The organism is Pedobacter sp. GR22-6 (assembly GCF_037402555.1).
GTDB lineage: Bacteria > Bacteroidota > Bacteroidia > Sphingobacteriales > Sphingobacteriaceae > Pedobacter.
This window is the reverse complement of sequence record NZ_JBBEUC010000001.1, coordinates 1,223,340-1,246,694: the sequence shown is the minus strand read 5'-3', so window position 1 is coordinate 1,246,694 and position 23,355 is coordinate 1,223,340. Positions and strand designations below refer to the sequence as shown.

At 42.2% G+C, this 23,355-nt stretch carries 23 protein-coding genes; 11 read left to right on the top strand and 12 right to left on the bottom strand.

Translation table 11 applies throughout. The features are described from left to right. Positions 1-63: 63 nt before the first annotated feature. From WAE59_RS05735 to WAE59_RS05695, 9 genes are all read right to left on the bottom strand, one after another. Positions 64-573 carry a hypothetical protein gene (locus WAE59_RS05735; protein ID WP_337854977.1) on the bottom strand — a complete coding sequence of 170 codons (510 nt, stop codon included), beginning with the start codon at positions 571-573 and terminating at the stop codon, positions 64-66. 134 nt (positions 574-707) lie between these two features. Further along, entirely contained in the window at positions 708-1,646 is a 939-nt protein-coding gene (gene miaA / locus WAE59_RS05730; protein WP_337854976.1) for a tRNA (adenosine(37)-N6)-dimethylallyltransferase MiaA, read from the bottom strand. Further along, positions 1,639-2,448 carry a hypothetical protein gene (locus WAE59_RS05725; RefSeq protein ID WP_337854975.1) on the bottom strand — a complete coding sequence of 270 codons (810 nt, stop codon included), beginning with the start codon at positions 2,446-2,448 and terminating at the stop codon, positions 1,639-1,641. The genes miaA and WAE59_RS05725 overlap by 8 nt, the downstream gene beginning before the upstream one ends. Then, complete coding sequence (locus tag WAE59_RS05720; protein WP_337854974.1) at positions 2,439-2,816, bottom strand: hypothetical protein; 378 nt, start codon at positions 2,814-2,816, stop codon at positions 2,439-2,441. Before WAE59_RS05720 ends, WAE59_RS05725 begins: the two co-directional genes overlap by 10 nt. Positions 2,817-2,843: 27 nt before the next feature. Further along, complete coding sequence (topB, locus tag WAE59_RS05715) at positions 2,844-4,721, bottom strand: DNA topoisomerase III (protein ID WP_337854973.1); 1,878 nt, start codon at positions 4,719-4,721, stop codon at positions 2,844-2,846. 3 nt (positions 4,722-4,724) lie between these two features. After that, the gene (locus WAE59_RS05710) at positions 4,725-5,624 is read right to left on the bottom strand and encodes a histone deacetylase family protein (protein ID WP_337854972.1); all 900 of its coding nucleotides are present in this window, start codon (positions 5,622-5,624) and stop codon (positions 4,725-4,727) included. Between the two features lies 1 nt (position 5,625). After that, on the bottom strand, positions 5,626-6,486 hold the full coding sequence (locus WAE59_RS05705; RefSeq protein ID WP_337854971.1) for a bestrophin family protein: 861 nt from the start codon (positions 6,484-6,486) through the stop codon (positions 5,626-5,628). Positions 6,487-6,586: 100 nt separating this feature from the next. Continuing rightward, entirely contained in the window at positions 6,587-7,192 is a 606-nt protein-coding gene (locus WAE59_RS05700) for a DNA-3-methyladenine glycosylase (RefSeq protein WP_337854970.1), read from the bottom strand. Further along, positions 7,185-7,661, bottom strand: a complete 477-nt coding sequence (locus WAE59_RS05695) for a GAF domain-containing protein (RefSeq protein WP_337854969.1) — start codon at positions 7,659-7,661, stop codon at positions 7,185-7,187. Before WAE59_RS05695 ends, WAE59_RS05700 begins: the two co-directional genes overlap by 8 nt. 299 nt (positions 7,662-7,960) lie before the next feature. Here WAE59_RS05695 and WAE59_RS05690 point away from each other — a divergent pair, with 299 nt between their 5' ends. From WAE59_RS05690 to WAE59_RS05670, 5 genes are all read left to right on the top strand, one after another. Further along, the gene (locus WAE59_RS05690) at positions 7,961-10,141 is read left to right on the top strand and encodes a S46 family peptidase (protein WP_337854968.1); all 2,181 of its coding nucleotides are present in this window, start codon (positions 7,961-7,963) and stop codon (positions 10,139-10,141) included. A gap of 77 nt (positions 10,142-10,218) precedes the next feature. Further along, on the top strand, positions 10,219-10,470 hold the full coding sequence (locus tag WAE59_RS05685) for a hypothetical protein (RefSeq protein WP_337854967.1): 252 nt from the start codon (positions 10,219-10,221) through the stop codon (positions 10,468-10,470). A 343-nt stretch (positions 10,471-10,813) separates the two neighbouring features. Continuing rightward, the gene (locus WAE59_RS05680; protein WP_337854966.1) at positions 10,814-11,407 is read left to right on the top strand and encodes a hypothetical protein; all 594 of its coding nucleotides are present in this window, start codon (positions 10,814-10,816) and stop codon (positions 11,405-11,407) included. A 176-nt stretch (positions 11,408-11,583) separates the two neighbouring features. Then, positions 11,584-11,787 (top strand): hypothetical protein, encoded by a 204-nt coding sequence (locus tag WAE59_RS05675; protein ID WP_337854965.1) that lies wholly within the window; start codon positions 11,584-11,586, stop codon positions 11,785-11,787. A 93-nt stretch (positions 11,788-11,880) separates the two neighbouring features. Then, complete coding sequence (locus tag WAE59_RS05670) at positions 11,881-14,454, top strand: non-ribosomal peptide synthetase (protein WP_337854964.1); 2,574 nt, start codon at positions 11,881-11,883, stop codon at positions 14,452-14,454. 1 nt (position 14,455) lies between these two features. Here the strand turns inward: WAE59_RS05670 and WAE59_RS05665 are convergent, their stop codons facing one another. Further along, the gene (locus WAE59_RS05665) at positions 14,456-15,544 is read right to left on the bottom strand and encodes a glycosyltransferase family 2 protein (protein WP_337854963.1); all 1,089 of its coding nucleotides are present in this window, start codon (positions 15,542-15,544) and stop codon (positions 14,456-14,458) included. An 80-nt stretch (positions 15,545-15,624) separates the two neighbouring features. Then, entirely contained in the window at positions 15,625-16,539 is a 915-nt protein-coding gene (locus WAE59_RS05660) for a glycosyltransferase family 2 protein (protein ID WP_337854962.1), read from the bottom strand. Positions 16,540-16,572: 33 nt separating this feature from the next. Here WAE59_RS05660 and WAE59_RS05655 point away from each other — a divergent pair, with 33 nt between their 5' ends. The 5 genes from WAE59_RS05655 (at position 16,573) to WAE59_RS05635 (ending at position 21,333) form a co-directional block, all read left to right on the top strand. Beyond that, positions 16,573-17,115: a hypothetical protein gene (locus tag WAE59_RS05655; RefSeq protein WP_337854961.1), complete on the top strand. Its 543-nt coding sequence runs from the start codon at positions 16,573-16,575 to the stop codon at positions 17,113-17,115. After that, complete coding sequence (locus WAE59_RS05650; RefSeq protein ID WP_337854960.1) at positions 17,108-18,259, top strand: SpoIIE family protein phosphatase; 1,152 nt, start codon at positions 17,108-17,110, stop codon at positions 18,257-18,259. The genes WAE59_RS05655 and WAE59_RS05650 overlap by 8 nt, the downstream gene beginning before the upstream one ends. Further along, the gene (locus WAE59_RS05645; protein ID WP_337854959.1) at positions 18,234-18,569 is read left to right on the top strand and encodes an STAS domain-containing protein; all 336 of its coding nucleotides are present in this window, start codon (positions 18,234-18,236) and stop codon (positions 18,567-18,569) included. The genes WAE59_RS05650 and WAE59_RS05645 overlap by 26 nt, the downstream gene beginning before the upstream one ends. A 1-nt stretch (position 18,570) precedes the next feature. Further along, positions 18,571-19,104, top strand: coding sequence for a hypothetical protein (locus WAE59_RS05640; protein ID WP_337854958.1), 534 nt, complete (start codon positions 18,571-18,573; stop codon positions 19,102-19,104). A gap of 156 nt (positions 19,105-19,260) precedes the next feature. Continuing rightward, a complete protein-coding gene (locus WAE59_RS05635) occupies positions 19,261-21,333 on the top strand; it encodes an LruC domain-containing protein (protein WP_337854957.1) in 2,073 nt (690 codons plus the stop codon). A gap of 113 nt (positions 21,334-21,446) precedes the next feature. Here the strand turns inward: WAE59_RS05635 and WAE59_RS05630 are convergent, their stop codons facing one another. Next, complete coding sequence (locus WAE59_RS05630) at positions 21,447-22,232, bottom strand: glycosyltransferase (protein ID WP_337854956.1); 786 nt, start codon at positions 22,230-22,232, stop codon at positions 21,447-21,449. Positions 22,233-22,369: 137 nt separating this feature from the next. On the opposite strand from WAE59_RS05630, the gene WAE59_RS05625 reads away from it, so the two are divergent. Then, positions 22,370-23,353, top strand: a complete 984-nt coding sequence (locus WAE59_RS05625) for a hypothetical protein (RefSeq protein WP_337854955.1) — start codon at positions 22,370-22,372, stop codon at positions 23,351-23,353. Positions 23,354-23,355: the final 2 nt, after the last annotated feature.

Here is a 23,355-nt window from a genome sequence, read left to right as displayed (position 1 = left end):
TAAAAACCCTGCCAAGTTTTGAGGATGACAGGGTTTTTTAATTAATTTTTTTATTTATAATCGTTACAGTTTAAAACCGTAAGCGATGCGCAGGGCAACTTGACCTAAAGACGCTCCGCTCACTTCAGCACCTTCATAACGAAGTCCGAGATCCAGACCACTGTCAAATCCGTAACCTATACCAGGAGCCCATAAGAAAGCTGTTTTAGATCCTGACTCTGTACCAAATCCCGCTCCCAGTTCACCTGAGAAATAAGCACTTTCCGCAAAGAAGATTTTAGCACCTGCTTTCACAGGAATCATTCCATAACTGCCGCCGCCATAAGAATCTTTTCTTGAAAAATTATTATAACCAGCTGAAAGTAATCCTGATACGTTTGAACTGAAATCTTTTTGTAAGCGCAAATCTCCACCAATTGCGAAGCCATAAGCATCGTTTGTCGGGATTCCTGCACTTACTCCAACGCCTAAACGCAGGGCTTTAGAATCAGCTGATTGAGCGTTAACATTTGTTGTAAAGAACAAAGCAACTGCAGCTACTGCCGAAGCCATGATTTTGATAGATGTTTTCATAATATTGATCGCTTTTTAAATTAAATAATTGACAACAATGTCGAGCAGGGAAATACAAACTTCATACCAACTTGCAAAATAGACTACATAATTTAACAGTTACAACACAATGGGGTTCCTGAAAGTTAGGGGGATTAACTCTGAGTATGAAGGTAACTACTGTAAGAATCAATCACTTGTCCGAGCTGCTGTTCTACAGTCAAGCCCGCGTCAAACCAGTGAATTTGCACCCCATCTTTTTCCATCTTCCTGAAAAAAGTCATTTGCCTTTTCGCAAATTGACAAATCGCAATCGCCAATTTTTCTTTTAATTCGGAAAAACTCAGTGCTCCCGACAGATGGGATGTGATGAGTTTGTATTCCAGTCCGTAAAATTCCAGGATCTTCGGATCGATCCCCACAGACAGTAAAGCCTGCACCTCCCCGATCATTCCTTCTTCAAAGCGGCGTTCTAATCTTTCGATTACTTTATCCCTACGAAGCGGAATTTCCGACCTGAGACCGGCTACAAATGCTTTTACAACTGGCCTGTCAGGAGCCACAAATTCATGTGTACTTAAATAGGCCGCGATCTCCAGCGCCCGGATCATCCGCTTATGGGAAGACTGGTCGGCATGCTGCACGAATTCAGCCGGATATTCCGCAAGCTTTGCCCGGAGTTCTTCTACCTGGAGTGGCAATAGCTTCGCCCTGAAAGTTGCATCAACCGGAATAGCTGTATATGCATGGTTCTGCAAAATGCTATGCACATACATTCCGGTACCTCCGCAAAGTATCGGCAAGGCACCCCGTTCCAGCACCTCCGAAAACACCTTGTAAAAATCTTCCTTGAATTCATGCACATTATAAAGGGTACCGGCTTCACGGATATCGATCAGGTGATGTGGAATCTGTAATCCCCCAAATGTATACTCCTGAAGATCCTTACCCGTCCCGATGTCCATTCCTTTAAAAACCTGCCGGCTGTCGGCCGAAATGATTTCCCCGCCTAAAGCATCGGCCAACCTAACCGCCAGTCGGGTCTTACCTGAAGCTGTTGGCCCCAGCAATACAAAAAGTGGCTGATCAGACATGCGGCAAATATAAGCGGTATTTGAGATTTCCGGTATTGTGGATCATGGTATAATTTCCCTGCGCTTTGTCTTCAACAGAAAGCCGGTGCGGGAAATGTCGCTGCATTGTGCGCTGGTCCAGCCAGATCTCCAGTGGAGGAGTTGTTTCCACAAACTTAAATCCGGAATGCACATAAGCATGGCCCAGCGACCAGTCCCTGTCGGCATAACTCATGATATCATCAGGGTGGTGCAACGAAATAAAATGCTGCAATATCTTAGTAAAACCTCCAACCACCGTATATCCGCTCAGCGCGGCAAATCGGATGAGTTCAGCGGAACGGTGTCCTTCAGCACGCTCCCGCATCAACCTCAGGTTGCTAAACGTAGCCACAGCTACCAGTTGTCCATTTTCAGTCAAAGCATACTTATACCTGGCTTTGACTGATCCTTGTAAATGATTTACATTCAGAAATAAATCCGCTTCGTCCTGACTAAGGCTTATTAACTTTGTCTTCCTGGCATGGATGCGCTGATTCTTCCCCAGAATAGAGGAAATGCGACCGACTACCTGGGCGCTCCTTTGTAACCAGATGTCTTCCCAAAGCTGTACACAATACAAACCTTCCCAGTCATACCTTTCCTGCAAAACAATTAGTGTTCCTGCTGCTGGCGGAGCATCCAGTGCAATCAGATTGACAAGCAGCGGGTATCCTTTAAAAGAAAACAATGTAAAATCCGCTGAAGCTACTGCTTCCAGTTCGAATCCCAATGCAGAAAAAACAGCAACAAAATCCTGTTGCCATGACACTTTTATACCCAAGCTTTTTCTTTATATATCCTGAAGCCATTGGCCAGTGCATTTTCGATATGCAGCAGCAGTTTTTCATCCAGTTCTTTAATGTGAAAAGAAGAATCACCCTTCCGTAAATCCAACAGCGCCGGATCAAATACCTCCCCAATTTCTTCATCTCCTGACACGGGCATAAAATCCAGTAAAACCTGGTCTTTACCGATTTCCAAAGAAGCAAAACATATTTCTGTCCGCTCCTTCCCTTCTACCAGTACGTGCCTTTCACTCCAAAGGTCATACAAGGTTTCACTATTCTCCCTGTTGATGAACCCCTGTACAGTATAAGGTTGCATTACTGCCCTTATGGTTTGGAATATTTCTATAAGATCTGTTTTCATGGCGTTGTTGTTATATCCCTAAAACGTCTAGGCCTCTATTTTAGTTTTAATTATCGCATCCTCCTTTTTATCTACCGGTGCCAGTTTACTCACCAGTCCATGCCCGGCCTGGAGCAATTCATTAGTGATGTTGCGCGTGTATTCTATAATTTCTTCCTTAAACTCCTTTACAGATGCCCCGCTACGGATTTCCTCCAGACGCTTCTCCCATTGCCCAGTCAGCTCTGCCTGGGCAATCTTCTGGTCTTTCACCACATCGTAAACTGCCAATCCCTTCGGAGTAGGCACCAGATTTCTTTTTTCACGGATGATGTATTCCCTGTTTAGCAATGTCTCTATCATCGCCGCACGTGTAGCCGGGGTACCTAAGCCACCTTCTTTCATCGCATCACGCAATTCCTCATCTTCAATGTCCTTACCACAGGTTTCAAGGGCTTTCAACAAAGAAGCTTCGTTGTACATTGCCTTGGGTTTGGTCTGTTTTTCCAGCAGGGCTTTCTTAGGAATAGGCAAGAGTTCCTCAGCCTTGAGTTTAGGGAGTGAAGGATTTTCTTCATCCTTTTTCTCATCTTCAGTATCATTGAATACTGAACGCCAGCCCGGCGTATGGATTACCGTTCCGTTGGCCTGAAACACCGTTCCGGCTTCCAGCGTGATTTTAGTGATCTCTTTGATACAGTCTTGATGGAAGGCTTCCAACATACGGCCTGCCACCATATCGTATATGGCCTGGTGATGGCCTGTCAACTGATGCGGCGACTCACCTGTAGGCAAAATCGCATGGTGATCTGTTACTTTTTTGGCATTTACACTCCGCTTGCTGAGCTTAGCGGTGCTCAGTACCTCTGCCTGCTTGCCAAAGTCGGCATGAACCTTTAGTTTTTCAATCAGCCCCGGAACACCGGCGAAAACATCATCTCCGATATACCGGCTGCCCGTACGCGGGTAAGTTACCAATTTAGTCTCGTACAGGTTCTGCAGGATATTCAGAGTCTGTTCTGCTGTGAGTCCTTTTCGCTTATTGGCCTCCTGCTGCAAACTGCTCAGGTCATGCAGGAGCGGCGGCGGTTCTTTCCTGGGCTTTGCTTCTACAGACAGTACCTTTGCGCCAAGTGCCACACCGGACTCCAGATCGCCGATCTTTGCAAAGTCAAGCTCTGCTTCTTCTTTCTTGTCGTAACTGCTGACCGACATGGCCCTGAACAGTTGCCCATCTTTATCCAGTTGAATGGCCAGTTGATAATAGATCCGGGGTACAAAATTCTTAATCTCCAGGTACCTCGCGCAGATCATTGCCAATGTAGGCGTCTGCACCCTGCCAAGAGAAAGTACAGAACGATTGCCTGCAGAAATGCTCAGCGCCTGGGTGGCATTCATACCCACCAGCCAGTCAGATTCCGATCTGCAATGTGCCGAATTAAACAAGGTATCGTAATCCGTTCCCGGCTTCAGATTGCGGAAGCCCTCCTTAATGGCCTCATCAGTTTGCGAAGAGATCCAGAGCCGCTTAAAAGGCTTTTTACATTTTAAAAAGTAATAGATGTAGCGGAAGATGAGTTCACCTTCGCGCCCGGCATCCGTCGCTACTATAATCTCGGTAGCCTCGTCAAATAATTTTTTGATGATGTCCAACTGCTTGCGTACCCCCGGATCTTCGACCATGCCATCCTTGGTCTTGATCTTCCGGATGCCCAGTTTAAACTTTGGCGGCAGCATCGGCAGATGTTGCCTTCTCCAACCGATATAACCATATTCCTGGGGCGGGGCCAATTGAAGCAGATGTCCAAAAGCCCAGGTAAAGGAATAGCCCTTGCCTTCTATATACCCGTCTTTTTTTGTTGTAGCACCGAAGACTTTAGCCAACTCACGACCCACAGAGGGCTTTTCTGCAATTACGATCTTCATATATTATCCTAAAATATCTAAACCAACTTTAAAGGTGTTGCAATGTGCATCTACAATATCCCTGATTTCGGGTGAATACCCGCCACCCATACTCACCTGCACCGGCAAACCATTGCGCTTACAAAATTGAAACACCAGCTCATCCCGCTCCCGGCATCCCGCCTTCGTTAGGGCCAGCTTACCCAATTTATCGCTTTTCAGCACATCCACACCCGACAGATAAAAAACAAAATCAGGACGGTGTCCCAGCAACCCTGGCAAAACACCCTTTAGTTTACTTAAGAACAAGTCGTCTTCGGTTTCATCTTCCAATCCCAAATCCAGATCGCTCTGCTCCTTTCTGAATGGAAAATTCTTCTCTCCATGCATAGAAAAGGTGAAGGCCCGTGGTTCTTTGTACAGAAGCTCTGCCGTCCCATTACCCTGATGTACATCTAAATCTATAATTAATATGCGACTAGCTAATCCTTTTCTCAACAAATAGTTAGTGGCAACAGCCTGATCATTCAACAGACAAAATCCCTCTCCCCAGTTACTACCCGCATGATGCGTCCCACCAGCTACATTAAAGGCCAATCCTGTATCCAAAGCGCTCAGCGCCCCATCAATGGTTCCCTGCGTAATCCGCAGTTCCCGATCTAGCAATTGTTCGGTAAGTGGAAAACCGATTCGCCGCTGTTCACGCTCCGGCAAAGTCAACGTTTTCAACTGCTCCCAGTAGTTTGCTGCATGCGACCAAAGAACCACTTCTTCCTCCACTGGTTCCGCAGCGAAGAGCTGGTCGGCCTGAATCACACCCTCATGTAGTAACTGCTCCGGGATCAACTCATACTTGAGCATCGGAAAACGGTGTCCTTCAGGCAAAGGATGTGCGTACAAAGGGTGCCAGGCAATTTTGACCATACTACCTTAGGATCTCCCCAACATGCTTCTCAATATTGTTGCAGATGTCATCTACCGGAAGGTCATTGGCATCAAAGCCAAAAGGATCTTCGATCTCCTCTGCGATGAGCTCCAAACTGGCCAGCACATACAAGATAAAAGGCACTATCGGTACTACAAAATACCCGAGACTGAACACCCAGCCAAATGGCAGTGTGATCACGTAAATAAAAATAAACTTCTTAATGAAAGCACTATAGGAATATGGAATTGGTGTACGTTTAATCCGCTCACAGCCACCACAGATATCAGTAAATTGCTGAACATCTCCATTAAGTATAATCAATTGCTCCTGGCTGATCTCGCCTTTGGCCTGCATTTCAAAAATCCGGGAGGCCATACTGGCTGCCACCTGATTTGGAATGTGTTTCCCAGCATCCACCTCTATCAATAAACTATTCTTTCCAAAATACTGCTTTTCCCGCAGATGCTCTTTCAGTGCAAATGCATATTTCGGAATGGCATAGTCAAAAAACTCCAGATGCGCTGCACTTAATTTTAAGGCTTTGATTTTAATGGCCAGGTTGCGGCTCACATTGGTCAGGGCACCGATTAACCTGCGGCCTTCCCACCAGCGGTCATATGAGGTATTGGTACGGAATACGAGCAGCATGGATATTACAAAACCCAGAAGATTGTGCATCATACCAATATTTTTTACATAGGTCGTTTCTGCCAACTTCAGGTAATTCAACTCCAAATAAGCAATACAACCCGAAAACGCAGCCACACTGAGCATCAAAGGCCAAAGGATACGAATCGTATCGGCTTTATGTATATGAAATATAAAGGTGATCCAGTCTTTGGGATTGTAGTTAATCATATTGCCTAATCAAAAATCTTCGCTTCAAACTTAAAAAAAAAGGCCGAGAAATAGTTTTCAAAGCCCGATTTGTTATCCACAACGGCTGAACAAATGAAATTTAACTGTTCGGCTTGCTGACAAATTTATTGCCCTTAACGTAGTACCTCCAGGGTAGTAAAGCATGATCTCCGGCATAGTCGACCCCTACTCTGGGCACTGCAACAATATCAGCGTTTGGCAACATCAAACCCCGCTCTTCTATCCAGATCTCGTCTCCGAGCAAGTCTTTTGCATTCAGATTTCGGTCTATCCCCATCGCCTTCGCCAGAGCACCGGGTCCGGCAGTCAGATTCGGCTTTAACACAGCCATATTCCTCCTCCGCAGCATGATGTCCAATCCCTCCAGAGGCTCGAGGCCACGAACGAGTACCGCGTGCGGCGTACCCTGAGGCGCCGTAACTACGTTGAACAAATGGTGGATTCCATAACAGAGATACACATAGGAAGTTCCGCCAGCCTCATACATGATTTTGGTACGGTCTGTAAATCGTCCTCCATGTGCATGCGATGCCTTATCTTCCACTCCTTTATAAGCCTCGGTCTCTACAATAATTCCGCCAGTCAGCTCACCATCAATCCGCGTAAACAAAAGCTTGCCCAGTAGGGCTATTGCCAAGCTGTTTACATTCTGGTCCTGATAAAATGAGAAGGGCAGCTTAGACATTGATCAAACTAATAATCTCCTTCAGATAAACCTCATCAACTTCATCAAAATGAGCCAGATATTCACTATCCACATCCAGCACTCCGATAATTACTTCCCCCCGATAAACAGGCAGCACGATTTCCGATCTTGAAGCGGATGCACAAGCGATATGACCAGGGAATTCATCTACATCCGGAACAATCAAAACCTCATTGCGCTCCCAGGAAGCACCGCATACGCCTTTACCCTTCCTAATTCGAGTACAAGCTACAGGCCCCTGGAAAGGCCCTAACACAAGCTCATCTCCTTTGACGAGGTAAAACCCTATCCAGAACCAGCCGAACTGCTCTTTTAAAGCCGCTGCAATATTAGCCAGGTTAGCAACCAAATCTTCTTCTCCGGTAACTAAGGCCTCAATCTGTGGGATCAGACTTTTATATTTCACTTCTTTGTCGCCTTGCTTTGTGATGATCAGATCTTCTGCCATAAATAATTATTGATATGCACAAAAATACAAAAGATATCAGAGAAATGGCAGACTCAAACAAGAGCCGACATGACCTGTGCGCTTTGACCGTTTCCAGCCACTTACCGTCTCCGCTCCGTCTTTTGTCCGTCTTCTGTCCGTCAAAATACGGAAAAGAGACGCTCCTAAATCATTCAAGCGCACCAACGAATCGCTACTCAGGCAAAGTACCGCTATATCACGAATGTGACAGCGGCTCAGATTAAATTAATTAGATTTGCAGGATTTAATATCCAATATCAACTTATTAACTCATTAAAATGACTAAAAAGAAACTCATAACTTCTGTACTCAGCGCTTCGCTCCTTGTAGTCGGTATCCTGCAGTCAGGGTATAAGCCTTGGGAAGAAGGCATGTTTCCGCTGAGCGAAATCCACAAAGTAGACCTGAAAAAAGCAGGGCTAAAAATCAGTCAGAACGAGATCTATAACCCCAATGGTACAAGCCTCGTAGATGCATTGGTAAATGTTGGCGGCTGTACCGGCTCTTTTGTTTCCAACGAGGGACTTATCATCACCAACCACCACTGTGCATTCAGTGCAGTACAACAAGCAAGCACACCTGAACACGATTACCTGACCAATGGATTTGTAGCCAAATCACATGAACAAGAAATTGAAGCGAAAGGATTAACATGCCGCATAACTGATAGTTATGAAGATGTATCCGATAAGGTACTTGGTGCAGTAGCACAAATAGAAGATCCCGCTTCCCGCCTGCAGCTAATCAACAATGCCATGAAAAATATTGCATTGGAAGCCGAACAAAAAGACCCAAGCATTAAAGCCGAAGTCTCTGAAATGTTCATTGGAAAAACCTATGTACTCTTTCGCTACAAAACCATACAGGATGTGCGCCTGGTTTACGTACCCAATCGCCAGATCGGCGAATATGGCGGAGAGACCGACAACTGGGTATGGCCAAGACATACCGGAGATTTTTCATTCATGAGGGCATACGTAGCACCAGATGGTTCGCCTGCCAAATATGCTAAAGAAAACATTCCCTATACACCAAAAAAATTCCTGAAGGTAAATCCAAAAGGTACAAATGAAGAAGATTTTGTTTTCATACTAGGCTATCCTGGAAGGACTTTCCGTCATAGACCTGCACAATTTATTGAATATCAGCAAAAATTTGTATTGCCTTACACTTCCGACCTTTACGACTTCCAAAACACAACAATGGAAAACGTTGGTAAGAAAAATAAAGCCACAGAAATTAAACTGGCTACCCGCATCAAACGCAATGCAAACGTGATGAAAAATTACAGAGGCAAGCTACAGGGACTGCAGGGAATTGACCTGATCGGTCAAAAAAAGCAGGAAGACGCTGCACTCGCGGAATTCATCAACAACAATGTAGACATCAAAGCCAAATACGGCAACCTGATGTCTGACATCGACAAACTCTATAAACTGATCAATGGCGATGCACAACGCGACCTTTGGTTTTCACAGATTTACAACTCCACCAGTCTACTGGGAATAGCGAAGAACATCAATAGCTTTAAAAGCGCATATGATGCAATACCAGCAGCGCAGCAACAAGCATTTTTCGAGCAAAACCAGCCAAAACTGAAGCAAAACCTAACAGCCATCTATGAATCCTATGAGATAGATGCCGACCGGAGGATTTTCAAAAGAATGTTGACAGATGCCAGTCATTTTAACCTCCTTCAAAAGGTTGCAGCAGTGGAAAAGATCAGCAACAAGGGATCAAACAGCACTACTGTAATCGATCAGTATATAGACAACACCTTCGGCATCAGTAAACTGAAAGATGCCGACTATGTATTGAACACCCTGATCAGTTCAGCGAAATCCATCAGCACTTATAATGATGGCCTGATGATTTTTGAAAGCGAGATTTCCAAACAAATGGCGGAACTGAGGCCTGAAAAAGAGCGCAGAGAAGGTCAACTGAATAAGCTCATGGGAGACTACGTCAACGTGAAGGAGAAATTCCTGAGGAAGGATTTCATTCCGGATGCCAACAGTACACTGAGGTTAACCTATGGCTATGTACGCGGCTACTGGCCTGCAGACGCCACTTACATGCGGCCTTACACCACGATCAAAGGCATTTTAGAGAAAGGCAACACCAATAATCCTGAATTCGCTTACCCGGCTCAAATCAAAGCATTGTGGCAGGCAAAAGACTTTGGTCCATTCGCCAAGAAGGATTTAAATGATGTACCCGTTTCATTCTTATACAACATGGACACTACCGGCGGCAATTCAGGCTCTCCGATCATGAATGCATCGGGTGAACTGATTGGCGTCAACTTCGACAGGGCTTATGGCGCCACAATAAATGACTATGCCTGGAACGAAAGTTACAGCAGGTCGATTGGCGTAGACATCCGCTATGTATTGTGGGTAGCCGCGAAAATCGACAAAGCCAATTTCTTACTGACAGAAATGGGCATTAAATTATAAACAAAATACCAGCAAGAAAGCGGCGGCCAATAATATGGTTAGCCGCTTTTTTTGAACTCAATAGAAAACAGAAAAAAATGAGAGTAATAGCAGAACTACCACACCCAGATTGTAAGATCACTTTGTTCAGTATGAACCAAAAATACATCATCAAATTTGAACAGGGAACCCTTGAGCAAAGCTATAAATTATCGGAGCTCGACCTCTCAGGAGGAGGGGCTAACGAAGTTTTTCAAATCCTCGATGAAGCATTTATCACCACCGTAGTCGAACGGTTTAAGAGCATGAGGGCAGATTTTTCCGCGGCCTACAAGAGACAAGAACACTAATTACATAACCACCGTAAAACACTGTAATACAGAATAGAATACAGCTAAACAAAATTTTATATTGCATTTATACGGGTTACTGCTTACATCAAACTACATTTAAATAAAGTAATTAAAGAAGTAAAATTAAATAATTACATTGATTAACAACAAATTATAACATATCACAAAATATAATTTCACGAGGTAAAATGGCCAAATTTCATAGAAGTCTGGCCATTTTCAGTTCATTTTCGGGCATTGGTTCGAAACGTAACGACCAGCGCTAATATGAAATTTCAATGATGACGATATGGATATTAATTTGAATATTTGCTAAGGTCAAATACCTAGACTATCCGACATGACAAAACACCTGCTATATATCCCCCTGCTGTTACTGGCTTTTACTTATACTTCCTGTAAAAAAGTTTCAGAGGATATTCAACGCGATGCCATCATTACAGACAGTGTAGATTTTGAGATTCCCATCCTTTCTGAAATCGATTCGGCATATACGCTTAGTGACGTTAAATTGCCGCTGAATCCCGGTGCGGCAATCTCTGCTCAGTTACCGGATTTTAATGAAAGTAATATCAAGAGTATCAAGCTCACTAAAATGAGTTTGGGTTTATTCCTCTTTAAGGGTGCTAAGGATAAGGACTCCATCGACGTGATTAACAATTTCGGAAATTTTCAAAGCATCCGCTTCACCATCCCGGGCACTCCTGCCGTCGGTAGTAGTACCGCAAGCCCACTCCTGATTGCAAGTGCAATCATCAACTCTACATCAGTAAGTGGTGCGCTAAGCATGACACCGGATACAGAACTGGAATTGAAACCTTATGTAGGCGCGAATGCAGCCAATAGTACAGTAACCATTAGGACACGCAAAGTAACGAATAAAGCAGTCAAAGTACGCGTCAGAGCATCCTTCACTGTTACAGTCTCAAAGTAAGAAGTCCGAACTCTTCGGTTTTCTGATAAAAATCCGTATATTTGCATAAAACGGGGTATCAAACATTATTCTCATTTATATTTTTAAGTCCAAATCGATCTGTTGATTGGGACACCTTTTCCGCAGCCAGCCCCCCGTTGTGGCAGGAACTATTTTTTAACTAATACATTGACTCTATGGCTAAATCTCAGGCAACCTTCATGAAGAAGCAACTGGAAAAAAACAGACAAAAGAAAAAAGAAGATAAAGAACAACGTAAATTGGAGCGCCAGCAAAACTCATCCGGCGGTGACCTGGAGAGTATGATGGCTTATGTGAACGAATTTGGGGAAATTGTTTCCACCCCACCTGAAAAACCGGCAAATCAAAATAATAAATAGTATAGCCGCTTTTTACAAACTAAAGCCGCTTTTTCAGCGGCTTATTTTTTTGGCATTGTTTTAGAATCTTTGAATTAAACAATGCCAAAAATAATGATCACATCCCTACTTCAACTGATTGACCAAGCAGTAAAACTACATTCCGGACAACCGGCAATGGTGTATAGGGACACCATCCTTACATACAAACAACTAGATACCATCAGCAACCAACTGGCTGCTTTTTTCATAAAAAGCGGAATCAAAAAAGGGGACATTGTAGGTATCCTGATAGATCGATCTGCGGAGATGCTCATTACCATGCTGGCGATCCTGAAATCCGGCGCGGCTTATATCCCCATGGACCCCGACTATCCCAGAAAGCGGATTGCATACATCCTCGGGGATTGCAATGCACAGTTACTCATTACCAATGCAAAATACAAGACCGAAGTAGAAAGTCCAGTTCCCAAACTCATCATAGAAGAGATTTGGCCGGAAATTGACAGTTTTCCGGAAACAGGTTCTTTTGCCGCACCCGGACAAGCCGATCTTGCTTACCTCATCTATACTTCAGGTTCTACAGGAATGCCCAAAGGCGTGATGATCGAACACGGCAACCTGCTAAACCTACTGCAGAGCATGCAAAAATTTCCCGGCATCACGGCTGACGACAGGCTCCTCTCAGTGACTACGGTTTCCTTCGATATTTCAGTACTTGAACTTTACCTGCCGCTCACCCTGGGTGCTACGCTATACCTTGCAGATACGGAAACAGCCAAGAATGGGGAGGCGCTGATTGATTTCATCCAGAAGAAGGAAATTACCTTCTTCCAGGCTACGCCATCTACTTATAAAATGATGCTTGCTGCCGAATGGCAGGAAAAACTCGACATCAAAGCACTATGCTGTGGCGAGCAGCTCCCGAAAGACCTTGCAGAAAAAATCCTGCCCCGTGTCACCGCACTTTACAACATGTACGGCCCGACAGAGACCACCATTTATTCTACAGGCAAACAGATCTTACCAAGCGACGAGCTGATTACTATCGGCAAGCCTATAGACAATACGAGTATTTACATCCTGAATGAAGACCAGAAGGAAGTGAAAACCGGAGATATTGGCGAAATCTATATTGGTGGTCTTGGCCTAGCCCGTGCCTATTACGGAAAACCAGAATTGACCAGGCAAAAATTCATTCAGTTTGAGCTTCCAGGACAGCTCAGCCAAAGGCTCTACAAGACGGGAGACCTGGGTAAACTGCTACCCAACGGCGAGATCCTCTGTCTGGGCAGGATTGATCACCAGGTAAAAATAAGGGGTTACCGAATAGAAACTGCGGAGATTGATTATACATTACTGCAACAACCACAACTTCGTGAAGTGGTAGTTAAACCCTGGACTGACCGAAAAGGCTACGAGGTTTTGGTTGCCTATATTGTAACAGCAGACCATAGCACACCCGGCCATAAAACGATCAATCAGTGGAAGGCCCAACTCAGGTCGGCCCTTCCCGCCTATATGATCCCTACTTATTTTGTTTCGCTGGAGCGTATACCTTTGACCGACAATGGAAAGGTAGACCGGAATGCACTGCCGGAACCTGAGTTTGGCAGTCAGACAAGTGCAGATACGCTGGCCGAAAGTGAAAATGAAAGGATGTTGTCGGACATTTGGGTTAAGGAGCTGGGACTTTCGAAAGTGGGTATACATGACAATTTCTTTGACCTGGGCGGTCATTCACTGACTGCGGTGATGATCGTTTCACAGATCAAAAAGAAGACGGGTAAAAACATTCCCCTGGGCAGTCTCTTTAAAAACCCGACCATCACTGAGCTCGCCAAACTCCTGGAAAAAACCGAGCTGGATCAATACGAGTCACTCATCCCAATAAAACCTGAAGGCAGCAAGCCCCCACTGTACATTGTGCACGGAATGGGTTCTACTGTATTTAAATTCCGTGAGCTCGCAGAAAAGCTGGATCCGGAGCAGCCTGTGTACGGGCTGCAGGCGCGGGGTCTGGACGGGCGTAAACCGCCTGCTACCAGCATGGAAGAAATGGCCGGATATTACCTGGATGAAATATTAAAACACAATCCTGCAGGCCCCTACGCCATAGCAGGTTATTCTCTCGGTGGTTTCGTAGCAATGGAAATTGTGCGTCGTCTGGAACAAATGAATAAGAAGGTCTGTTTATTTGCCTGCTTTGATACGATCGTTCTTAAAAACAACCAATTGGATGAAGGATGGCAAAAAAAGTTTCGAAAGGTTTCATTTCGAATTGCCAAGTTCTTTTACACCTTTTCCCTGCTGGTTAGAGAACCCAGACGAACCGTTTTGCACAAGATAGCTTCCCTTACAAAAGGCTATAAAAAAATGATGGGTCAGGAGATTGGCCTGGAAAACAACCTGCCCGAAAATTTCGAACAGATGAGTGATGTGATCGTTAGCAATCAGACGGCCCTTAGCAACTATAAGGTAAAGCCCTACCATGGAACTATGCATTTGTTTAAGGCGCGGAAAGCCCAGACCTACATCAGTGATTTCAAATATTTAGGTTGGAAACCCTATGTAAAGGATTTACAAGTACATATGATAGACGCCGACCATATTTTCATCTTTGACAAGGAGTACAATGCACGCTTTGCACATGCATTGCAAAAAATTCTGGACGAAGCTGTCTGCTAGGTTATTTGCGCTGGGCCTTTTCCCACATGACACTTTGTTCCCCAAAGAAAAAACGATGGAGACCCGCAAGCACAGCATAATTCATCATGCAAAAATAATAGGGAATAAATAGCAGCTTGACCCTGACTTTCTTCGCTTCGAGTACTTTGCCAAGATAGGCGGAAACATAAAACAGCACTTGTCCCAGTAGCAGCAAAGTATATAAAGCTCCCGAGTTGCTCAGCACAAGGAACACATTGAGGAGCAGGGCCAATATCATCAGAAAAGGAGTTATGGTCCAGCGCAAAACCCTGTGGCTAATGTACTGAAAAGACAAAACCGGAAACTTAAAGGGATTGAGCAAGGCGCTCAACCAGATTACCGACTGCATCCCTCCTGCCGCGATGCGCACTTTTCGCTTCAACTCCTCTTTTACATTTGCGGAAGAACTTTCCTGGGCATAGGCTTCTGGTTCATATATAATGACATAGCCCTGCTCTGCGATACGCATAGAAATCATGAAATCATCCAACACGCTATTTGCCGGCACGGGCTGATATAAACTTCGACGCACGCTGAATAATTCGCCGGCTGCGCCTACTACAGAATACAATTCAGAATCCCATTCCTTTAACTTAGACTCATACTTCCAATAAAAACCCTCACCTGCCGTTGCATCAGCCTGTTCCTCTATCATTACCCTTTTCTCCCCTGCAATAGCACCGACCTTCTCATCCGCATAATGACGGCACATCAACACCAAAGCATCGCGGTTTAAAAAAGTATTGGCATCGGTAAACACCACAAGCTCTGAGCTCACTTGTTCCATGGCGCGGTGCACCGCCGAGATCTTACCTCTTCTTTCCACGGAATGCACGAGCTTAATCTGCGGGTATTTGGCAACAAGTTCAGGAGTGGCATCTGAAGAGCCATCGGTCACAAAAATCAGTTCAAGTTTTCCTTGCGGGTAGTTGAGCAACAAAGTATTGCTGATCTTTTCCTCTATGAAATCGGCCTCATTGTAAGCTGCGACGATGAGTGTACAACTGGGCAGTTCAGCAAAGCCGTACTGTCTGCGCTTTTTAGGATTGAACAGCCTTTTGATTCTCACTAGTACATAGAGAAAAATGCCGTAGCCGAAAAACGTATAAAAAACCAGAAAAATAGAAATCCAAAATACTATAACCATAATTATTTGAGTGGGTAGCCCAAGTCTGTACTGTCTTTCGCATGGGTGATATTCCAGAAAACTGCGCTGAGCAAAACCCTGGTAAAACCAGCAGATTGCCCTTTTACATATTTCAGAATATTACGAGGCATCACAAAGGCTGCAAAGTAAAGATAAAAAAATAAGCGCTGATGCAATTTTGCATTTCTTCTGATAAACAAAATCCGATTTCTGTTCATGAAGAATTCTTTCAAGGCACTGTTTTTACCAACAGCGAGCGACTCTTTATGATAAATGATGGCGTTGGTATCCAGCCAGATCTCATATCCAGCTTCTTTAATGCGCTCACACCAGTCCATTTCTTCATAGTAGAGGAAAAAGTTTTCTGCCATAGGACCTGCTTTTAGCAATGCTTCTTTTCTGACCATCATGGCAGCACCATGAATAAAGCCAGTAGGTTTCAATTGACCGCGATACTGATTTTCATCTTTTTCAAACTGTCCGATGCAAAAGTTTCTGCAGGTATAATAGTTCATGGGTGTAAAACCCGCATACTGTATAATCGAAGGGTCATCATGATAATTGATCTGCGGAGAAATGATCCCAATTCGCCCATTGGCATCCAGACTGCCGGCCAGTTGCTCGATAAGCCCGGGTGTAACTTCTGTGTCGTTATTGATCAGAAAAAGATACTTGCCGCTGGCTTCTGCAATCCCCAGGTTGTTTCCACCGGCGAAACCGAGATTGGCTTCTGAACGTATGTATTTGATATCCTTGCAATACTGTTTAAAGTAATGTTCATTATCTGTTTTGCAGCCATTATCAACTAAAATTATTTCTATATTAGCTAGAGCATAATATTTGTTTAGAGATTCCAACAGTTCCTTTGTCGCTTGATTTTGATGATAATTGACGGTGATGACAGATATTGAGCTCATAAAATTTAGTTACACACTTCAAAGTAGACCATTTTGCCCGATAAAAACAAAATTATTCATGATCTGCAGTATTTCGAGCGACTGGATTCCAGCGACAAGGAATTGATTCAGAAACTGGATGAAGTAATGGTATTATTGGAACTGAGCAAAATAGATACTGAGAACATCCGGGGAATTAAGCTAAAGCTCAATGAAGCGCTGGACAAAAAGCTAAGTAGAAAAGACCTGATCACCGAAATAAAAGAAGTGTCGTTATCTTCGGATATGGATAAAATGGCACAACTGGATGAACTGGAAATGTTATTGAATACCCACCACCTGGATTCCAAGCAAGCTAAAGGGTTCACTTTAAGAGCAACCTTAATTAGGGGGGTTAAAGTAATGCTGGGTCTTATGTTTGTGGTGCTTGGTTTTTCCATGATAATATTGCCCGCACCGCCTTATTTTGAAATGTATGTAATCTTCAATTTCACACCCGACGATGGAGTGACTTTAATGGACGTTATTTCTTTGATTATTATCCTGGCTGGTATCTATATCATATTAACCTCCATCAAGCCAAAGCAACATGAATAAGAGGATATTACTAGTGGATGATGATATTGTACAATTAAGGCTTTTTGAAAAGCTTTTAACAAGCAATGGCTATACCTGCAAGATTGCATTGTCGGTAGACGAAGCAGAACAACACCTGACCAATGACGTCCCCGATCTTATCATATCTGATTATCAGATGCCTGTAAAAAACGGATTTGACTTCAGGAAGAAACTATTGGGCAACGATCTTTACAAAAGCATTCCATTTCTGTTCCTCACCTCAGTTAATGACGATAAATTCATACAACAGGGCTTAGACCTGAAAGCAATAGACTATATTAGTAAAGGCACCCCTTCAGCTCACATCTTGTCTAAAATAGATAACTTAATGCAATCTGTCAGGGAACACTACGAAAAATCCCTCAGTGAAATCAAAATAATTGCCGAGAAGCTAAATCTCAGAAACATGCCAAAAAGCGCACCTGAACTGAAGAATTTTGAGATCAGCTATTTCAATCAAAGTTATCAAAATCATCCTGGTGGAGATTTCATTGATTTTATTAAGATCAACGATCGATTCACTTTTGTAGTACTTGGTGATGTAATGGGTAAAAAATGGGGTGCCTGGTTTTTTTCATTCAGTTTCCTGAGTTATATCAGATCTGCAATTCGTCTTTGCGTATTCGAAGGTAATTTTTCGCTATCAGAAATTTTGGGAAAACTGAACAGAGTTATCCATTCTGACGAAATCCTGAGTGATATATTTTCGACCCTCAGCATCTTGTTGGTTGATGATGATGAAGAAAGGATAAGCTATGCCGGAGCCGGGGACCTTCCCTTGTTGAAATATGAAATACAATACGACGCTCTGATCAGCTATCAATCAGATGGGATTCTGCTAGGCTTCGCGGAAAACAGTATTTTTAACGAGATTGAACTCAGTCTTCAGGCAGATGAAGAAATTTACCTGATATCTGACGGAATGATCGACTTCGAAATAGATGGAGCTATAAAATCCGATCTAAGTTTATTAAAATCCAAGTTACATGAGCTAAAGAGTAGGAAAGAAACGACAATTGAAATTAAAAACATTTTATTTAACAAAACCAATTCGCAGGTAGACGATTGCAGCATTATCATTTTAAGGAAGAAACGTCATGAAAATAAGAAAACAGCAAATTGATGAAATAATGGCCATCATTATTGAAGAGAAGGAAGCCAACCTCTCTAAATCGGAGCATTTTAAAGAACTTGTGCTGCAGGAAGTAAATGCTGGCAGGCGCAAGCTTATTATTTCATTTGTGAACGTAGACTATATAGATAGTTCATTTTTGGGAGCCCTGGTTGCCATTTTAAAAAGCCTGTTGCCACTGAATGGTAAACTCGTCCTTTTTGGAATGAATGGTGACATCTTGAATTTATTTCAATTGACCCGTCTGGATAAGATTTTTACATTGAAGAACGGCCTAGAAGATGCTCTAAAAGAATTTTAAGATGACAAATGCATTCCCAATCATCCTAGAACTCGAAACTCCTCAAAGTGTAGACGAGATATATAGCTTCACTAAAAGCGTATTGAAAGCGGTAAACGAACATAAGGAACTGAGTATGGATCAGCAACGCAGAATAAAACTGATCCTCATAGAACTGGTGACAAATTCCATTAAACATTCGGAAGATGGAACATCACAAATCAAACTCGTAATAGATCACCCCTCACTTACTATACAAAAATTTGAAAAAGGACTACAGATTGAATTCAGTTCAGGTTCCCAGCAAATCCCATTTGAAGAAATAGACAAACGGCTAAAAATTTCATTTTCAGAAGAGAACAGACATCACATTCAAACATTGGATAAATATAAATTTAAATTCCTGAACCCTTATCTGGAAGGACTTAATATAGAGCACATGCCTGAGCATTTTGGTTTTTATATCATTACAATGGCTTCAGACAGCTTTATATACCAATACGATCCGGAGAGCAAAGAAAACCGATATATTGTCAATATCGATTTTCATGAGTAACCGTGCATTTATTTTCCCAATATGAGAAAAATCATTTCCACAAAAATACACACCCCAGTTTACCTAGCCCCCTTTTAAACTACCTGTAAAGCATTTTTGAACTTGGTATTATTTTTTCTCTACGCGCGCAGAGAACCTTAATACTTAAGTATTTTTATGAACAAAAAATTACTACCATTCTTCTTCGTCACAACTATTTTATTTGCCGGTGCTTGTAAAAAGGAAATTGCAGGAAATAACGACTCAGAAAACACAGAAAAAGCAGCTCCTGATGGTTTTGCTTATCAAACTACAAAAAAGATCGATATCAATGTCAGGCTACTAACCCGCACAAACCAGCCGGTTAGTGGTGTACTTGTTTCATTTTTCAATCCCAATGCTGTGACGGATGGAAAAGAGATTACCAAAGTCTTAAGCGACAAAGATGGTTACATCAGGGCAAAAGTCATCGTACCTGGTTACTTGGACACGCTGGTGATTGATCCTGCCTATGTTGGGCTGATTAGAAATGCCAAAGGCTTCATTAAAAACAACAGCCTTTCAGCTATCATAGGTGGTGAATTTGGCTTTAGCGGAAACATCGTCACTCAAAAAACAGCTGAATCGAAAAGAGTGAGTTCAGTCATGGGTTCCAGAATCAGCTCGATTGGTGTTAACGGAGAGCTAGCTTCCGGCTATATCTATGATAGTAATCTATATGATGAATCTGGCAGACCGAAGAATCTTGAGCCGGTAGATCAGATCGATTTTAGCGATCTGATGAGGCAGATCAATGCTGCACTCCCTGAAAAAGAAAAGGTGAAAGACAAATATATTGCAACCCAGGTCCCTACAGATCTTAAAATAGAAAAGCTAGCTGATGTATGGATCACCTTTGTGCACGAAGGCGCCGACTATAGAAATTCATTGGGATATTACACCTATCCTACCGGTCAAGCTCCTACACGCCCTGAAGACATCAATGAAATCCATCTTGTATTCCCTAATGCTTCATTAAAAGGTGGCATCGGAGAGGGAAATATGTTGCAGGGAGATAAAGTAAAAATTGGTAGATTTCCATCTGGAACATCTGTTGGATTTGTATTGCTGCAGGATGCTTACAGAAACGGAAGTACTGTGGAATATAGGGCGTCGAAATTTTATTCTACAGAAGGACTTAATCCGGAAGGCGACTCTCGCTTGAAACGCCACAACGTGGTGCTAAACAACGTAGCTCAGAGAACTTTCCTGATTGGCTTCGAAGATATAAACAGAACTCCAGGGCAAGGAAGTGATCAGGATTTCAACGATCTTGTATTTTATGCGCAGTCAAATCCGGTAGAAGCGATTTCACCCGTAGATATACCTTTTCTTGACGAAAACATCAAAGATACAGATGGAGATGGCGTCCCTGATTTCCTTGATGAATTTCCTGAGGATAAAGACAGGGCTTATAAGAGATACTATCCTAGTGAAACTATATGGGGAACTACCGCTTTTGAAGATAATTGGCCAAACGAAGGTGATTATGATCTAAATGATTTGGTTGTGAGTTATAGATATACATTTGCGATGAGTTCAAGCAATCAATTGGTTGATCTGACTGCTGAATATAAACCACTGGCAGCCGGAGCCGATTTCCAAAATGGATTTGGTGTACAATTACCATTTACACCTGCTCAGGTACAAAGTGTAACAGGTCTGAATTTATCAGTTGGTTCGGTGATTAAAATCGATGGTAAAGGATTAGAGAGAAATCAAAATAAGGCAGTTATAATTCCTTTTGATAATTACAGGAATTTATTTGGTGCGAATGCAACTTTGGTCAATACTGTTCCTGGAAAATCTAAACTGGAGAGTGAGATACTTACTGTAAAGGTTTTGCTTTCAAATCCGCTTTCAGATGATTATACCGCCTCGGTACCATTCAATCCTTTTATGATCAGTAATTTGGAAAGAGGCAGGGAAATACATTTAGTGAATCAGGTCCCTACAGATCTTGCCAATTTAAATTTATTTAGAACAGGTGCTGACTTCTCAGAAATTGGAGCTGGCAAATATTATCTAACTAAGGACAACAGGCCATTTGCACTTGATTTCTATGGTCCTTTTGAGTATCCTATAGAGAAGAGCGCAATATTTGACGTATACCTTCATTTTGCAGAATGGGCAAAATCAGGAGGACAAAGGTATACTGATTGGTATGAGAACAAAACTGACTACAGAAATTTCAACCTCATTTTCAAATAGAAGATGAATGATAAGATAGAAAAAGCCTGTTGCAGAATATGCAACAGGCTTTTTCTATTTCCATGAAACCCTTCTTTATTGTTAACAATTAGTTTGTATTCAATACATGGTGTTTATCTCTTAAATTTCGGATTTAGATGCAGGTCATAATTGTATTTAACCTGTCTGTACAACCATCTTATTAAAGAGAGAATTCCATTATTACTCTGGCGCCAATTACTTCTATGTACAGTACTTGGCTCTAGAGAAGAGTTCTCCTGAATAAACAGCGTCCTAAAATCATCAAAGAACAAGGCTTTACCTTTATTCTGAATAAATGAAAGGCACATTTCATATTCAGTTTTGTCTGATTTTATACCTTCTGTATACTTTCCAAACCTTTCAAAAAAATTGGCTCTTCTTAAATGTGGGTGGTCACTGTAGTTGTAGATCTTATTTTTGTCTATAAAAAACGGTTTATAGATCATTAGGGAATATCCCTTTTTATAAGGCTTTAAATATGGATAAGCAAAATATGCATAAAAACGGGCAATATCTATATCCTCTTCTTCCTCCATCATCTGAAGCGCATCTCTAAAATGCGGTAAGAATTCATTGGTAGGGACAAAGTCTTCCTGAACATATAGAGTGTAGGGTGTACTTACTGCCATTTGCCCCTTGTTGAGATTATTACCCAATCCTCCGTTTACATTTGCCGATACCAATGTAAATTGATACTCCTCGCTCAACTCGGTCAACCTTTGATGATGTAAAGCCATGCTGGCATCGTCAGAAACTACAATCTCTTTAAATGATATTTTCTGATCCTTAAAGGTTTTCAGTAATCGCTCCAAAGAACTACTTCTATTGTAGTGTGTAATCAATAAAGATACTTTTTCAAAAAGATGGCTATTATTCATTGATGATATTTTGACCAATATGTTCAAAGATATTAAATATAATATTTCCTAAAGATTTAATTCAGTAAAACCTAAAGTAGTTACGAAGACTTTAAGTTAGAGATTTTATATATTAGAGGATCTTTAAAAAACAATAAATGATAGACCATACTGCTTCTTTACAAGGAAAATTAAAAGGTAAAAAAATTCTGTTTATTAGTGCGAAGTTCTATCATTACAATGAAGAGATCATTTCAAAAATGAAGGCCTGCGGTGCTGAGGTAACTTTTTTTTATGAGCGGGACATTTCTTTAAAATATGGGATTGCAAAGAATATATTTCCCTCATATGCAAATAAAATTCAGGACCAACATTACGAAAATATACTGTCCCGGATTGAGGGCAAACAGTTTGATTACCTCTTTGTCATTCGTGGATATAAAATGGAAAAATGGTTTACTGAAGCAATAAAAGCCAAATATCCTTCAATAAAAACTATCCTTTATCAATGGGACAGCATCCACAACTGGGAATGCGACTACAGGCATATGATTACCTGGTTTGATGTCACCAAGACTTTCGATTATAAGGATGCGGAGGACTTGTCGTTGCCCTATGTACCCACATTTCATACCGATGATTTTAAAGTTAAAAGTGCTGACAACCCTATTTATGATTTATTCTTTTTTGGAGGTTATTCTTATACAAGATATGAATTCGTAAAACGCTTAAAGGCATATACAGAAGATCATAGGATTAAATTAAAAATACATTTGGCAATCAGCTTAAAATACTACTTAAGAGAATGGGTTTCCGGAAGAAAGTTGAACTTAAGCCTGCTTTCTTTACGCCAGCTTAGTCCAAAAGAATACCATGAAGTATTCAATCAGTCAAATATCATAATTGACTATACAAATCCCTCACAAACAGGAATTACTATGCGCTCTTTAGATGCATTGGGCGCCGGGAAAAAGCTATTGACTTCAAATGGCTACATCACAAAAGAGCCGGGATACGACAATCGGCAAATTATGACATTTGATCCTCAAAATATACACATAGATACCAAATTCCTATCACATGAATCGTTCCCCCAGCAAGACTATTCTATAGAAAAGTGGCTTGACGCTATATTTGATTAATT

Coding starts and splice junctions, on each gene's coding strand:
- WAE59_RS05735 (WP_337854977.1), bottom strand. CDS start 573: ATGAAAACATCTATCAAAATCATGGCTTCGGCAGTAGCTGCAGTTGCT.
- WAE59_RS05720 (WP_337854974.1), bottom strand. CDS start 2,816: ATGAAAACAGATCTTATAGAAATATTCCAAACCATAAGGGCAGTAATG.
- WAE59_RS05695 (WP_337854969.1), bottom strand. CDS start 7,661: ATGGCAGAAGATCTGATCATCACAAAGCAAGGCGACAAAGAAGTGAAA.
- WAE59_RS05670 (WP_337854964.1), top strand. CDS start 11,881: ATGATCACATCCCTACTTCAACTGATTGACCAAGCAGTAAAACTACAT.
- WAE59_RS05630 (WP_337854956.1), bottom strand. CDS start 22,232: ATGAATAATAGCCATCTTTTTGAAAAAGTATCTTTATTGATTACACAC.
- WAE59_RS05675 (WP_337854965.1), top strand. CDS start 11,584: ATGGCTAAATCTCAGGCAACCTTCATGAAGAAGCAACTGGAAAAAAAC.
- WAE59_RS05690 (WP_337854968.1), top strand. CDS start 7,961: ATGACTAAAAAGAAACTCATAACTTCTGTACTCAGCGCTTCGCTCCTT.
- WAE59_RS05635 (WP_337854957.1), top strand. CDS start 19,261: ATGAACAAAAAATTACTACCATTCTTCTTCGTCACAACTATTTTATTT.
- WAE59_RS05660 (WP_337854962.1), bottom strand. CDS start 16,539: ATGAGCTCAATATCTGTCATCACCGTCAATTATCATCAAAATCAAGCG.
- WAE59_RS05710 (WP_337854972.1), bottom strand. CDS start 5,624: ATGGTCAAAATTGCCTGGCACCCTTTGTACGCACATCCTTTGCCTGAA.
- WAE59_RS05700 (WP_337854970.1), bottom strand. CDS start 7,192: ATGTCTAAGCTGCCCTTCTCATTTTATCAGGACCAGAATGTAAACAGC.
- WAE59_RS05685 (WP_337854967.1), top strand. CDS start 10,219: ATGAGAGTAATAGCAGAACTACCACACCCAGATTGTAAGATCACTTTG.
- topB (WP_337854973.1), bottom strand. CDS start 4,721: ATGAAGATCGTAATTGCAGAAAAGCCCTCTGTGGGTCGTGAGTTGGCT.
- WAE59_RS05640 (WP_337854958.1), top strand. CDS start 18,571: ATGACAAATGCATTCCCAATCATCCTAGAACTCGAAACTCCTCAAAGT.
- WAE59_RS05650 (WP_337854960.1), top strand. CDS start 17,108: ATGAATAAGAGGATATTACTAGTGGATGATGATATTGTACAATTAAGG.
- WAE59_RS05625 (WP_337854955.1), top strand. CDS start 22,370: ATGATAGACCATACTGCTTCTTTACAAGGAAAATTAAAAGGTAAAAAA.
- WAE59_RS05645 (WP_337854959.1), top strand. CDS start 18,234: ATGAAAATAAGAAAACAGCAAATTGATGAAATAATGGCCATCATTATT.
- WAE59_RS05680 (WP_337854966.1), top strand. CDS start 10,814: ATGACAAAACACCTGCTATATATCCCCCTGCTGTTACTGGCTTTTACT.
- WAE59_RS05705 (WP_337854971.1), bottom strand. CDS start 6,486: ATGATTAACTACAATCCCAAAGACTGGATCACCTTTATATTTCATATA.
- miaA (WP_337854976.1), bottom strand. CDS start 1,646: ATGTCTGATCAGCCACTTTTTGTATTGCTGGGGCCAACAGCTTCAGGT.